This window comes from Vibrio cincinnatiensis DSM 19608 (genome assembly GCF_900167345.1).
In the GTDB taxonomy this organism is placed as follows: domain Bacteria; phylum Pseudomonadota; class Gammaproteobacteria; order Enterobacterales; family Vibrionaceae; genus Vibrio; species Vibrio cincinnatiensis.
Genome location: NZ_FUXB01000013.1, coordinates 83,946 through 96,990, shown reverse-complemented (window position 1 = coordinate 96,990; position 13,045 = coordinate 83,946). Strand labels below are relative to the sequence as shown.

Here is a 13,045-nt window from a genome sequence, read left to right as displayed (position 1 = left end):
GAGTGACGTTTAACACGGGGAAAGCTCTTTCGCTCGTGACGTCACTGAATACTTTAGATAGGCGTTTGACTAAAGTTGTTCATTAATGAGCAACATTAATGCCCGAGCTAACTCTCGTTTACTGGTGAGAGGGAGAGCTTGAGCTCCATCGTGCCAATAGACGGTTAACGAATTGTTATTACTATTAAAACCTTGACCTTCGATAGAAACATCATTGGCACAAATCATATCAAGATTTTTGTTGACCAGCTTGCTTCGAGCGTACTTTTCGACCTCTTGAGTTTCAGCGGCGAAACCGACCGTAAAAGGGCGTTGTTCAGTTAATGCGGCCACAGACGCCACAATATCGGGATTTTTCACCATAGTGATACTCAACGTACTGTTTTGATCGGTCTTTTTGATCTTATGCTCAGCGATGCGTTCTGGGCGATAATCCGCAACGGCGGCGCAGCCAATAAAGATATCACAGCTGGCGGCATGTTCCATGACGTGTTGATGCATCTCTAAGGCACTTTCTACATCAATGCGGGAAACTTGTCTTGGGGTTGATAGTGAAACTGGGCCACTGATCAGGGTTACTTCAGCGCCTAAATCGGCGGCGGCTTCAGCAATCGCAAACCCCATTTTTCCTGAGCTATGGTTGGTGATATAACGGACTGGGTCTAATGCTTCTCGGGTTGGTCCTGCTGTTAACAGTACTCGTTTTCCTGCCAGTGGTTTAGGGGCAAAAAATGCCTCACAGCGGGACACGAGATCCATCGGCTCTAACATACGACCTGGCCCAATATCACCACAGGCTTGTTCTCCGGCGGCGGGACCCCAAATTTCAGCCCCTCGTCTTGCTAACGTTGCAATATTTTCTTGCGTTGCGGCGTGATTGTACATTTGTTGATTCATCGCAGGAGAAACAATCAAAGGCGCGGGTGTTGCTAATACTAAAGTGGTGAGTAAATCATTGCCCATACCTGCGGCTAAGCGAGCAATGAGATCGGCAGTCGCCGGTGCCAGCAGTACCATGTCTGCCCATTTGGCGAGTTCGATATGTCCCATCGAGGATTCAGCAGCGGGGTCGAGCAAACTGTCTGCTACGGGGTGGCCTGAGACGGCTTGCATGGTCAGTGGGGTAATAAACTCTTTAGCCGCGAGGGTCATCACCACTCGGACCTCGGCACCTCGTTCAATAAAACGACGTGTTAACTCTGCACATTTATAGGCAGCAATACCGCCACTAATGCCAAGCAGAATTTTTTTTCCTGCTAATGTTTGCATGCTGGATTCCTCAAAAATAGTGCGAGTTATGTTAGCACAACTTCCGAGAGATGTTGGAGTAGTGTCAGCACTTCCTACGCAGTTTTACGAATATTCTTCGTTAATAACAGCAAAGTCGACCAACCTTCACAGATATTTTTTTCTATTTATGGATCATAGGCCTAGGAGTCTTTGCTTCAATTAAATAAAAGCCCTGTGCACATACTAAAACGACTATAAGCCAAAGGATTGTGATGATGACCTCTTTGAAAAGTAGAACCAAACTTTTACTGTTGACGGTAGTACCCTTAATACTCATTACAGCATTGATGACGATTGTAAATAGCTGGAGTGCTCACAATGCGTTGGAGCAGGAATTAAACCAGTACCGTGAACAACTGATTGATAGCAAGAAAGCGGAACTGAAAGCCTACCTCATGATGGGGGTCACCACGGTTAAGGCGCTCTATGAGAGTGATAAACAAGGTGAAAATAAAGAAGCCGCGAAAACCTTATTAAAGGCAATGCGCTTTGATAGTGACGGCTATTTCTTCGCTTACAATTCCCAAGGTATCAATATTCTTCATGCCATTAACCCAGCATTAGAAGGTAAAAATTTGTATGGCATGAAAGATGAAAATGGGGTTGAGGTGATTGCTGGTTTGATCCGGTCATCAAAATCAGGCGATGGATTTTTGAATTTTTCTTGGCATAAACCAACGATTAATGCTCAAGCGCCAAAATTAGGCTATGCCGAATATTTACCCAAATGGGATTGGGTACTCGGAACGGGAATTTATATTGATGATATTGATATCCAAGTCGCTGAATTTAGAGCTCAGCGAGAAGCGCAGTCGGCAGAACAGTTGTGGTCAATTCTTGGATTGTCTGTTGTCGGTTTGATGATCACCATTATTGTTGTCAGCCTGTTAGTTAGTCGTGGAGTTGCTCCATTGCAGCATGTTGTTGCTTCACTGCAAGATGTCGCGGCTGGAGAAGGCGATTTAACCGTTCGATTGAAAGTAGAAAGCCAAGATGAGGTCGGTGAAGTAGCAAAAGCCTTTAATGCTTTTATGGATAAATTGCATCCACTCATCCAAGATATCCGAACCTCTGCTGAAGAGGTGCAATATGCCGCCGGAGAGTTGGATAGCCAGACGACACAGTCAAGTCAGCAGATGAACGATCACAGCTTGGAAACAGACAAAGTGGTCACCGCCGTGACCGAAATGAGTGCAACTGCGCGTGAAGTCGCCAATAATACCAACGAAACCTCTCAGGCGATTGAGTCAGCAAATAGCCAAATTATTGAAGCTCAAGAGGAAGTGAACCGTGCAATTGAAGGTATTGGTGAGTTGGTTCATGAAGTCAATTTAACGTCAGAGGCGATACAAGAGCTAAGCCAGCAAACCGAACAGATTACGAACGTTCTGAATGTGATTGGTGGTATTGCCGATCAAACGAACTTACTGGCGCTGAATGCGGCGATAGAAGCCGCTCGAGCGGGTGAGCAAGGCCGAGGTTTTGCGGTTGTTGCCGATGAAGTTCGTTCATTAGCCAGCCGTACGCAAAATAGTACCCAAGAGATTAGCGATATGCTCAGCGCATTACACCAAGGAGTCAGTAAAGCGGTAAGTAGTATGAGCATTAGCCAGCAGCGTGGTGAAAAAACGGCACAGGAGTCGGCCTTGATTAAAGAGCGCTTAGCCGGCATCTCACAATCGGTTGGCACTATTCAAGATATGGGTATTCAAACCGCTTCTGCGGCGGAGCAGCAAAGTGCGGTTGCTGAAGACATTAACCAAAACCTTGTTGCTATTCAGCAGATTGTGAATCAACTGAGTGAAAACTTACAGATCTCTGAGTCGATCAGTACTCGGCTTGCACAATCGGGGCAGCAAATGGGGAACTTAGTCAGTCACTTTAAGCTTTAATTCACATCTTTATTACATGGCAATTTGACGTCCATCTAATCGTCACTCAAGCCCGTTATAGCTTGAGTGACAACTCGCTTACACTCTCACTTTCCACTTAACGCCCGTGTTAAGTCATTTGATAGTCGGCCACCAATGGATGGGCATCGTGCATGAGCCTTAAATTACTTCCAAGTGAATCGATGCCACGAGAAAAACTACTGACTCGTGGCCCTCAGTCATTATCTGATGCTGAACTGCTAGCCATTTTCTTGCGAACTGGAACACAAGGAATGAATGTATTAGAACTGTCGGATTTTTTGTTGCGAGAATCGGGTTCATTACGCGCCCTTTTTTCAGCCAGTAAAGATCAGTTTTGTGCTCATAAAGGACTTGGTGAAGCAAAATATGTTCAGCTACAAGCGGTGTTAGAAATGACCCAGCGCTATTTGGCTGAAACCTTAAAGCGAGGCGGAGCATTAACCAGCCCTCACCAAACCAAGTTGTACCTTTCCAGCGTATTACGGGATCGTCAGCGAGAAGCTTTCTATATTCTCTTTCTGGATAACCAGCATCGAGTGATACAAGATGAAGTGTTGTTTGAAGGTACGATTGATGCAGCAAGTGTTTATCCAAGGGAAGTGGTAAAGCGGGCTTTGCATCATAATGCGGCCGCATTGATTCTGGCGCATAATCATCCGTCCGGTATTGCCGAACCCAGTCAGTCAGACCGAAGGATTACTCAGCGGCTGATAGATGCACTGGCGCTGGTTGATATTCGGGTTCTTGACCATTTTGTGGTTGGGGATGGCGAGGTGATTTCCTTTGCCGAACGAGGCTGGATATGACTTAATGATGAACCTAGGTGACTAAGAACCGAGTGCTTACTTCTTACTCAGAGAGAAGAAAAAACAAGGGGCAAATGTATATTTGAAAGAATGTACAAAAAATGCTTAGCTTTCTACGGTTTTCTGTTATGATTCGCCCACATTTTTTAACCTCAGTCAGCTCAATAGAGAAAAAGATCACCGGATTCGGCAAAAAGGATCTGTTCGGGTCTTGAGCAATGCGTGTCAAGTTAGTATAATGCGCGACCTTTGATAGCCTTGTATGGATTTTCCATAACGGTTTTTAACCTCAACTTCTTATTTAGAAAGAGAGAGGTTCGGCCACCAAGGTTGATATCGAGCTGAAACGATTTGGAGAAGACATTCATGTCACGAGTATGCCAAGTAACTGGTAAGCGTCCTGCAGTTGGTAACAACCGCTCACACGCACGAAATGCTACTAAGCGTCGTTTTCTGCCGAACCTACAAACTCATCGTTTCTGGGTAGAGAGCGAAAAACGTTTTGTTAAACTACGTCTAACTGCTAAAGGCATGCGTATTATCGATAAGAAAGGTATTGATACCGTTCTTGCTGATATCCGTGCACGTGGCGAAAACGTTTAAGAGGAATTGAGCAATGGCTAAAGGCATTCGCGAAAAAATCCGCCTAGTATCTTCTGCAGGTACTGGTCACTTCTACACTACTGACAAGAACAAACGTAACATGCCAGGCAAATTTGAGATCAAGAAGTTTGATCCAGTTGTTCGCCAGCACGTTGTGTACAAAGAAGGCAAAATCAAGTAATTGATTGCCCCTTCTCTTGCAAGTAGTAGAAAACCCAGCCAATTTGGTTGGGTTTTTCTTTATCTAGGATTTAACTTTTGCCAACCTTCCAGTAAAAGCACATCGCTTATCGTTTTTACCATTTCTCATTCCTATCATTCCGTGTCGGTGGGAACCTAAAGCGGAGTGAAGCCGCTAGGCACTGAGCACACTCTTTGCTACTCTAGGTATTCGCTTAGGTCTCTCAGGAATAGTTACTGTGCGTATTAGCCCTCATCGACGCCGTCGTTGGAACAACATTCTTATTCTTCTTGTGTTAATTTTTATTGGCGTACTTAACCTGCCACCTTTACTGAAGTCGTATCTGATGGAGCCGGAAGTAAGCCCTTATCCCACCTTATTTAACTCACAGGCTCAATTACAAGCGATACATTTCCCTCATTTTTCTCTCGAGCGGAATCAAGGGCGCTGGCGAGCCACACCACCCAACGATATTGATCCTGAAGAATGGGTTAAACGTTGGCAAGATTTGGCCGGGACTGAAGTTAATGATGAAACATTCCGTACATTACAGCCGTTGTTGAGCCTGCCGCAGACCATTGAAGCTTGGTATCAAGATTTAGAAGAGCCACAGAGAATCACCTACTACCATTCGCCGCAGTTTTGGCTATTTAAAAACTGGCAAGATAAGTGGATAGCGATTTCGACCCCTGACGGTTATCTATTTCCCCAGTAATACATTTTATTTTGCTATTTTGAGGCGCACGACTAGGAGCGGTTATGCCTGAACTACCCGAAATTGAAGTTAGCAGGATGGGGATTTCCCCTCATTTGGTTGGGCAAAAGGTAAAGTGCTTAACCCTTCGTTGCCAGAAACTACGTTGGCCGATCCCCCCTGAGCTATACCAAATAGAAGGGCAACCGATTGAGCAAATTTCACGTAGAGCGAAATATTTGCTTATTGAAACGCCGATTGGGGCGGCGGTAGTCCATCTAGGCATGTCGGGATCACTACGAGTTCTAGAAGGGTATTTCCCTGCGGGTAAACATGATCATGTGGATCTACAGTTAACGAATGGGAAAATTCTTCGTTATCATGACCCACGCCGATTTGGTGCCTGGTTATGGTGTCCGGCCGGAGAAAGTTTACCCATTCTAGATAAATTAGGCCCAGAGCCACTTTCTGATACATTCAACGCACAATATATTGTTGAAAAAGTGAAGAATAAACGGATAGCGATTAAAGCCTTTATTATGGATAACGCTATTGTTGTGGGAGTAGGTAACATTTATGCCAATGAGTCACTCTTTTACGCGGGTATTCATCCTCTTCGACCTACAAAAAGCCTATCGATGGAGGAGTGGCGGCGCTTAGTGAGTGCGATAAAAGCGGTGTTGGAAATATCGATAACTCAAGGCGGAACAACACTGAAAGACTTTTCTCAACCAGATGGTAAACCGGGTTATTTTGCTCAAGAGTTGCAAGTGTATGGAAAAGGGGGAGAGCCTTGCCCGCGTTGTTCCGAACCGCTCAGTGAGCAGAAAATAGGCCAGAGGAACAGTGTATTTTGTAATCACTGTCAAAGCTAAGTCTCATTTTCCTTATTGTTTTTATACAGAAAAATCAGTGTGAGGTAGTATTACTAACTCTCTTATTTTGTATTGTCGTCGTTTAAGCATGCATGTTCAGAACCATTTTCGTCATTTATTTCAAGTTTTAGCTCTTTACTTCATTTTTTCGTTATTACTGCTGCTTTTCTCTCGTTATGCACTTTATCTCTATATTGAGCCTAATCTACCGACTCAGGACATTTCTGATGATATTCGCCGTGCTTTTTGGGTAGGCATGCGTTTTGATGCCAAAGTTACGGCGATTGCATACTCTCCTTTGCTGTTAGTGGGGCTTTTTTGTGCCCCTTTTGCTAAAGCTTATCCGCGATGGTGTGGGGTGTCTGTTTACTACCATACCCTTGTTGCATTTCTCTATGTTATTGGTGGAATAGGAAACTACTACTATTACCTGACCTATGGTAGCCATGTTGATCTGTTTATCTTCGGCTTAGTTGATGATGATTCTATCGCCGTACTTAAAAATCTATGGAGCGATTATCCCATTATTTGGGGAAGTCTTGGCACGGGTATGGTTGCTAGTGGTAGCTATTACTTTGCGAAATTTTTAACTCACCAAGCATTATGGCAACCGAAGCGGCCATGGCATTGGAGTGTAACGAGCATGGTTGTGATTGGGGTGACGTTGAGTGTTTTTATTATCGCTCGAGGCTCACTAGGAAGCCTACCGCTTAAACGTTATCACGCCAGTGTCTCAGCTTATAAACCATTGAATATGTTGACACCGAATGTCTTCATGGCATTAGATTGGGCTCGAAGTGATTACCAAGAACAAGCACATATAGAACCCATTTCTCAGCAGGTGTTACAAGAGAAGATGTACAAAATATTAGGTAAGCCGACCCCGGATTATCGAACCCAAGAGAATGAGTATTTGGCTGAAAATCCCCCCCATGTTGTAGTCGCTATGATGGAAAGTATGGGATTAAGCTTGTTACTTGAAGATAATCCAGAAACGAATGATTTATTGGGAAGCTTTAGGCATCACTATCGAAAAGATTTTCTGTTTGAACGCTTTGTTGCGGGGACTTCTGCGACGATCGATAGCATTGCGATGATGCTGGTTCATAGCCCGTTACCCACTATTAGCCATTCCAATTTACAGAAAGTGGCTCTGCCCAGCTCCGCGGTCTTGCCTTATAAAGAGGCAGGTTATGAGGTGGTCTTTATCTATGGCGGAAATGGAATGTGGCGTAATTTGGCCAACTACCTCCCTATCCAAGGGTTTGATCGGGTCTATGATGAAAATGATATTATTGAGGCTTTTCCCAGTGCGGGTAAAGAGGCTGGTACATGGGGTGTCCCTGATGGATTTACCTTTAAGTTTGCTCGTCAAATATTAGATAAAGCCCAGAAGCCTACGTTCGTGTATATAATGACAGTGACTAACCACTCTCCCTATCACTCTCCAGATTATTACCAGCCAACGCCGACGAGCTTAAATGATAGGCTTAATGAATTATTAGGCTATAAAGGAGAAGGGGATGCAAAAGAGTTACTAGAAACCTTTCAATATGCAAGTAACGCGTTAGGGAACTTTATTCAAGGTATCAAACAATCTGCGTTAAAAGAGAAGGCGGTTATTGCCGTGACGGGTGATCATCGTGTGCGTTACACCAATACGGCTCGACCTGGAGAAGCCGGGTTAACGCATGCGGTTCCCTTTTATCTCTATGTGCCTGCATCGATTTTAGCGCATACCAATTACCAGTATGATCCCAACCGAATTGGTTCTCATCGGGATGTTTTCCCCACACTGTATTACTTTAGTTTGTCAGATAAGCCTTATATCTCTTTAGGGGGAGAAAATCTTCTTAGCACAGAACCAGTGAGTAATATTGGGTATAACACGGGAATGGTGATTAACCAGAATGGGGCGGTAAATAACGCGCCCCCCTTTACTTTTTACCCTTGGCAGGCAGGAGAAACCTTTTTGACGGAAAAACAGCCCAGCGATGATCACCGCTTTAACCGACAATGGGGGCAGGAGTATCACCAGCTGCAAGAGTATTTCTTACGCTCGCAAGTGTTTCCAATGACACCATAAATTAGGAACGAGACAGGCAGTTTGTCTATCAACCCGCCTGATTATCACTATATTTGCTTTTTGCTATGAAGAGCATGGGCAACCACAGAAGGCACGAATTGATCCACATTACCGCCATGGATAGCAACTTCACGGACAATGGTTGATGAGATAAAAGCGTGTTCTTCTGATGGTGTGAGAAACACGCTTTCTAGCCCCGGCATTAAACGGCGGTACATATTGGTTAATCCAAATTCGTATTCGAAATCGACCGTCGTTCGTAAACCTCGAATCAATACATTAGCTTGCTCTGCACGGGCAAAATCAACCATTAAACCAGCAAAACCTTTACTGGTGACATTGTCTAAATGTTGAGTGACCGCTTGAGTGAATGCGACGCGTTCCTCTAAGGTAAACATCGTCTTCTTGCTTGGGCTGGCGGCAACCGCGATGATCACCTCATCAAACATGTTGGCTGCTCGCTCAACAATATCCAGATGGCCATTGGTGATGGGGTCAAAGGTCCCGGGATAAATCACCCGAGAAATACGTTTTTGGCTCACAATATCCCTCTATTTATTAAAGTCGATGTTATCCTAATAAGGACTGAAAAAATGCCAAATGTTGCTGAGCACTGGTTTGACAAGAAAAGTCACTGATCATACGTTGTTGTGCGAGTTTTCCCATTTTCTGGCGTTGCTCCGGTGATTGGTACAACCAACGAATTTTCTCTGCAATGGCATGAGGATCCTGTACTGGGACAATGAATCCGCTGTCACCATCAACCAATAACTCTTTTCCGCCACCGGTGGTCGTCACAATAGAGGGAACCCCCATCGCCATAGCTTCAATAATGGTTTTCGGTAGCCCTTCACCGCTAATCGAAGGTTGAACTTGTACTGCGCTTGCCGCCAAGAGTTCAGGAACATCCTTGCGATAGCCAAGAAAATGAATACGCTCTGGCATCCCACTTTGCTTGGCTAAATTCAGATTTTGCTCGGTGTCCATATCGCGTCCAACCAACAGTAAGTGTACATTACTTAAATCAGCCAGTTGTTTAGCGCTATCAAGCAGGATATGGACACCTTTACTTGGTCGAGCATTCGCAATACAAATAACGCAAAAGGCATCAGAGGGAAGACCTAATTCACTGATATTAGCGGGCAGAGCTTGATACCAAGCGATATCATGCCCTTTGTAAATGGTGACGACACGTTCTTGGTGTTTCCACACTCGTTTTTTTACATCATCAGTAACGGCTTGTGCCACACAGCTAATGCCATCGACTCTCGGGTGTAAATGAGTTAAATACGCACTAGGATCATGGCGATATAATCCACCGACTGTTCCTCGATAAGTGACTAACTTGGTCTTTTTAAAACCGATACAAGCGAAGGCTGCATTGGGAATTGTTTTCGAATTCATTGCATAGACAATATCATAGTGATAAGCGCTCAACTCTGCACGTAGAGTTTTGATGGCTTTCCAGCAGATTTTCTTACTGGGGTAAGCGTCAATTACCTTGATGCCGTTGTCACGAAAGCGAGTCACATACTCTGCATTTCCTTGAGTCATTATCGTGATTTGATGGCCTAATTTAACCATTTCAATAAACATTTCAGCTTCTGGGCGAACGCTATTCCACGCATCTTTGTAAGAGCTAAAAATTAAAATTCTCATGTATTTCTTACCTTTATAGTGTCCGCTGTCTTTTTTAACACTCAGTTTCTATGAACAGCAAGAATCGCTTTTCATTATTTCTGAGTAGAGTGAGTGATAACGCTGTGAGGTTTGTTCAATCTGAAAATCGCGTAATTTTTTCTCTCGCCCGATGGTTAATGCGTCAATAAGTTCGGGATCATGGCGAACTTGCAAAATAGCCCGTGCTAATGCTTGGGCATCTCCAGGAGGAATCAATAAGCCAGAAACACCGTGTTCAATGATGTCTGGGATGCCACCCGCTCGGCTACCTACGACAGGTAACCCACTACCCATTGCCTCTAAAATGACAGAGCCCAGCCCTTCACTGTAAGAGGGGTGGATAAGTATATCAGCGGCGGCAAACCAATCACCCATATTACTCTGTTTGCCCATGAAATGAATATTCGTTAACCCTTGGGCTTGCTGCTCTAATACTGGGCGCTCTTTTCCATCCCCTAATAAAGCAAAATGGATGTCTGGGGCGGAATCCATCAATAGGCGAGCTGCCGCAACCGTAACATCAAAGCCTTTATGGTGAAGCATATTGGCGGCATGAATCACCAAAAAATGATGAGAAAATTGTTCACGAATCTGAGAGACTTGCTGCTGATTAACAGGATAACAGACGGGGGAGCTTGGGATGGTGACGACTTTTTTCTGCGGATGACGCAATAAAATTTGCCGACAAATTTCCTGACTTAACCCAACCAAGGCACTGGCGGATCGGTAAGCTTGAGTCGCAAACCAGCGCTCACTGAGAGGGTTATCAATCCGACGCGTAATCACATAAGGGATTTTATGCAATTTATGTTGTAACCACGCCCAATAAATTGCTCGCCCTTCATGAACATGAATAAGGTCACAGCCTTGTGTAATGGCTTTACTGTGCTGAGTGAGGTAATGCTTACAGGCAATGACTCGGCACGGTAGTGTTTGTACACGGGAGAAAAAAGGGCTTTTAGGGTTAGCCACAACGGTGAGTTGGTAGCCTAATTTGATCTGCTGTTGTATCAGCAGCAGGGTTTGGTTTTCACCGCCGTGATAACCTGAAGCAAGATTGACATGGCAAATATTCATGAACGGTCTCTTTGTCCTTTTCGGACATAATCACGCAACCAAAGGTCAGCATAACGAGTAAACGTAGTATTAGCACTGAGTATGGCAAGTAATAAGCCATGGCGACCATCTAAAAAACCACGTTTCACAATATACATTTTGAAAAAGCGAAAAAAACCATGTAATACGGCGCTAGTTAAGGAGGCGGACTTTTTGCCTTCCCGTTGATCAACCCAAGCTTTCATATAGTGCTGAGTTTTCGCTGTGTATTGCGGTAGATACTCAAACGTATAGTGCTGCAAATAGCCGGATAAGGATTGCAGTGTTAGATGTGATGGTATTTCGACACTCTCGTGAACCAGCGCAGTATTATATTGAGTATCCTGAGTACGATAGAGGCGCGTGACCCAGTCAGGTGACCAGCCGGAGTAACGAATCTGTTTACCAAATGCTGTAGTTAAGCGATCAATCTGATAAACGGTATTGGGTTTATCATTTTGAACAGCTTGTAAAATACTTGCTTTCAATTCAGGAGTCACTCGCTCATCGGCGTCAAGCCACAAAAGATAATCCGATTCAACATAGGATTGTGCTAAGCGGCGTTGAGGCCCAAATCCTTGCCAGTCAGTATTAACAAAAAACTTATTAGTGAAACGGCGTGCAATCGCTTCTGTTTCATCACTACTTCCAGAATCAAGAATAATGATCTCATCGACCCAACCCGCAACCGTTTCGAGGCAAGCTTGTAAATGTTTCGCTTCATTTTTGACGATTAAGGCAACGGCCAACGTCGGCATTGATTTAGTCATGGGTTGCTGTACCTTTCATCATGCGTGTAAATGCGTTAATAACCGAAGAAACAGAAATACCCTGCATCAACGTCTCTCCTTTTGCTCGAGTGCTCCAAGCCAGTTGCTCTAAAGGCTTTCCTTGCTGCTTTGTCACACACGCTTCATAGACACTGACCACATCATTAATATTGAAATAGGGACCGGTACGTTTGGGGTTGCTGTGCGCATATAAACCTAACACGGGGGTGCCTTGCGTTGTGGCAATATGTGCTGGGCCTGAATCCGGAGCAAGTACTAACTTCGCTTCACCGAGCAGGGCGGCTAATTGCTTTAAGCTGGTCTGCCCGACTAAATTCACCACCGGTTGAGTCATTAAGTCAGTAATCTGGTTAGCCAACTGCTGCTCACGATGGGCGGGAGAGCCGCATAATACTACCTGATAACCTTGTGACACGACATAGTCAGCAAACTCGGCGTAGTGTGCGGTTGGCCAATTTCGCTCATCTTTACTTGCAGCAGGGCAGATAATCACACTGGGTTTATCTTGCAACTGCTGACGAGCAAAAGCACGGTCTTGCGGAGTAATAGGTAACGACCAAGTGGGCTGGCTACGAGGCACTCCCAAATACACAATAAAAGAGAAAAAACTATCCAATACATGGGAAGATTCCGTATCGGTAATTTTTCGGTTAGTGAATAACCACTGACCTTCTTTAGCCCGTTTACGGTGAAACCCTACTTTATATTGAGCCCGGATTCCTAAGGTTAGTAGGCTTGCTCTCAGTGCTAACTGCATATGCACTAAAGCATCAAAGCGGCGACCTTTTAGCTGTTTCCATACGGATTTCATCCCTGTCCAGCCGGCTTTTTTGTCAAACACAATTAGCTCAACGTTGTCTAGCCCTTGCAATAATTGGGCTTCCACTTTACCAATAATCCAAGTCACCTGGGTCTCAGGCCAATATTTTTGCAAAGCTTGTACCGCGGCCACCGCATGACACACATCGCCGATCGCTGAGAGACGCAAAAAACAGACAGATTTTGGTGGTGATAAAAAAAGAGGCATGGAA

At 44.6% G+C, this 13,045-nt stretch carries 13 protein-coding genes; 7 read left to right on the top strand and 6 right to left on the bottom strand.

Features of this window, described 5'->3' with window-relative positions:
* Nucleotides 1-69: 69 nt before the first annotated feature.
* Nucleotides 70-1,269 (bottom strand): bifunctional phosphopantothenoylcysteine decarboxylase/phosphopantothenate--cysteine ligase CoaBC, encoded by a 1,200-nt coding sequence (coaBC, locus tag B5D54_RS12810; protein WP_078926951.1) that lies wholly within the window; start codon nucleotides 1,267-1,269, stop codon nucleotides 70-72.
* Nucleotides 1,270-1,502: 233 nt separating this feature from the next.
* Here coaBC and B5D54_RS12805 point away from each other — a divergent pair, with 233 nt between their 5' ends.
* The 7 genes from B5D54_RS12805 (at nucleotide 1,503) to B5D54_RS12775 (ending at nucleotide 8,448) form a co-directional block, all read left to right on the top strand.
* Nucleotides 1,503-3,182 carry a methyl-accepting chemotaxis protein gene (locus tag B5D54_RS12805; protein WP_078926950.1) on the top strand — a complete coding sequence of 560 codons (1,680 nt, stop codon included), beginning with the start codon at nucleotides 1,503-1,505 and terminating at the stop codon, nucleotides 3,180-3,182.
* Nucleotides 3,183-3,334: 152 nt separating this feature from the next.
* The gene (radC, locus tag B5D54_RS12800; RefSeq protein ID WP_000053814.1) at nucleotides 3,335-4,009 is read left to right on the top strand and encodes a RadC family protein; all 675 of its coding nucleotides are present in this window, start codon (nucleotides 3,335-3,337) and stop codon (nucleotides 4,007-4,009) included.
* Between the two features lie 366 nt (nucleotides 4,010-4,375).
* Complete coding sequence (gene rpmB / locus B5D54_RS12795; RefSeq protein WP_000091954.1) at nucleotides 4,376-4,612, top strand: 50S ribosomal protein L28; 237 nt, start codon at nucleotides 4,376-4,378, stop codon at nucleotides 4,610-4,612.
* A 13-nt stretch (nucleotides 4,613-4,625) separates the two neighbouring features.
* Complete coding sequence (gene rpmG / locus B5D54_RS12790) at nucleotides 4,626-4,793, top strand: 50S ribosomal protein L33 (RefSeq protein WP_001051800.1); 168 nt, start codon at nucleotides 4,626-4,628, stop codon at nucleotides 4,791-4,793.
* 238 nt (nucleotides 4,794-5,031) lie between these two features.
* Nucleotides 5,032-5,508 (top strand): hypothetical protein, encoded by a 477-nt coding sequence (locus B5D54_RS12785; protein ID WP_078926949.1) that lies wholly within the window; start codon nucleotides 5,032-5,034, stop codon nucleotides 5,506-5,508.
* A gap of 44 nt (nucleotides 5,509-5,552) precedes the next feature.
* Nucleotides 5,553-6,362, top strand: coding sequence for a bifunctional DNA-formamidopyrimidine glycosylase/DNA-(apurinic or apyrimidinic site) lyase (gene mutM, locus B5D54_RS12780; protein WP_078926948.1), 810 nt, complete (start codon nucleotides 5,553-5,555; stop codon nucleotides 6,360-6,362).
* An 88-nt stretch (nucleotides 6,363-6,450) separates the two neighbouring features.
* Nucleotides 6,451-8,448 (top strand): LTA synthase family protein, encoded by a 1,998-nt coding sequence (locus B5D54_RS12775; RefSeq protein ID WP_078926947.1) that lies wholly within the window; start codon nucleotides 6,451-6,453, stop codon nucleotides 8,446-8,448.
* Nucleotides 8,449-8,495: 47 nt separating this feature from the next.
* On the opposite strand, the gene coaD is transcribed toward B5D54_RS12775, so the two are convergent.
* From coaD to B5D54_RS12750, 5 genes are read right to left on the bottom strand one after another with little or no spacing between them, the layout of a single operon-like run.
* A complete protein-coding gene (coaD, locus tag B5D54_RS12770; RefSeq protein WP_000078883.1) occupies nucleotides 8,496-8,990 on the bottom strand; it encodes a pantetheine-phosphate adenylyltransferase in 495 nt (164 codons plus the stop codon).
* 28 nt (nucleotides 8,991-9,018) lie between these two features.
* The gene (locus B5D54_RS12765; protein WP_032480252.1) at nucleotides 9,019-10,107 is read right to left on the bottom strand and encodes a glycosyltransferase family 4 protein; all 1,089 of its coding nucleotides are present in this window, start codon (nucleotides 10,105-10,107) and stop codon (nucleotides 9,019-9,021) included.
* 48 nt (nucleotides 10,108-10,155) lie between these two features.
* Entirely contained in the window at nucleotides 10,156-11,205 is a 1,050-nt protein-coding gene (locus tag B5D54_RS12760; protein WP_078926946.1) for a glycosyltransferase family 4 protein, read from the bottom strand.
* Nucleotides 11,202-11,993, bottom strand: coding sequence for a glycosyltransferase family 2 protein (locus B5D54_RS12755; protein WP_054104312.1), 792 nt, complete (start codon nucleotides 11,991-11,993; stop codon nucleotides 11,202-11,204). The genes B5D54_RS12760 and B5D54_RS12755 overlap by 4 nt, the downstream gene beginning before the upstream one ends.
* Nucleotides 11,986-13,041 (bottom strand): glycosyltransferase family 9 protein, encoded by a 1,056-nt coding sequence (locus tag B5D54_RS12750; RefSeq protein ID WP_054104313.1) that lies wholly within the window; start codon nucleotides 13,039-13,041, stop codon nucleotides 11,986-11,988. Before B5D54_RS12750 ends, B5D54_RS12755 begins: the two co-directional genes overlap by 8 nt.
* Between the last annotated feature and the right edge of the window lie 4 nt (nucleotides 13,042-13,045).

Coding starts and splice junctions, on each gene's coding strand:
- B5D54_RS12750 (WP_054104313.1), bottom strand. CDS start 13,041: ATGCCTCTTTTTTTATCACCACCAAAATCTGTCTGTTTTTTGCGTCTC.
- mutM (WP_078926948.1), top strand. CDS start 5,553: ATGCCTGAACTACCCGAAATTGAAGTTAGCAGGATGGGGATTTCCCCT.
- rpmG (WP_001051800.1), top strand. CDS start 4,626: ATGGCTAAAGGCATTCGCGAAAAAATCCGCCTAGTATCTTCTGCAGGT.
- B5D54_RS12775 (WP_078926947.1), top strand. CDS start 6,451: ATGCATGTTCAGAACCATTTTCGTCATTTATTTCAAGTTTTAGCTCTT.
- radC (WP_000053814.1), top strand. CDS start 3,335: ATGAGCCTTAAATTACTTCCAAGTGAATCGATGCCACGAGAAAAACTA.
- B5D54_RS12765 (WP_032480252.1), bottom strand. CDS start 10,107: ATGAGAATTTTAATTTTTAGCTCTTACAAAGATGCGTGGAATAGCGTT.
- coaBC (WP_078926951.1), bottom strand. CDS start 1,269: ATGCAAACATTAGCAGGAAAAAAAATTCTGCTTGGCATTAGTGGCGGT.
- B5D54_RS12760 (WP_078926946.1), bottom strand. CDS start 11,205: ATGAATATTTGCCATGTCAATCTTGCTTCAGGTTATCACGGCGGTGAA.
- rpmB (WP_000091954.1), top strand. CDS start 4,376: ATGTCACGAGTATGCCAAGTAACTGGTAAGCGTCCTGCAGTTGGTAAC.
- B5D54_RS12805 (WP_078926950.1), top strand. CDS start 1,503: ATGATGACCTCTTTGAAAAGTAGAACCAAACTTTTACTGTTGACGGTA.
- B5D54_RS12755 (WP_054104312.1), bottom strand. CDS start 11,993: ATGACTAAATCAATGCCGACGTTGGCCGTTGCCTTAATCGTCAAAAAT.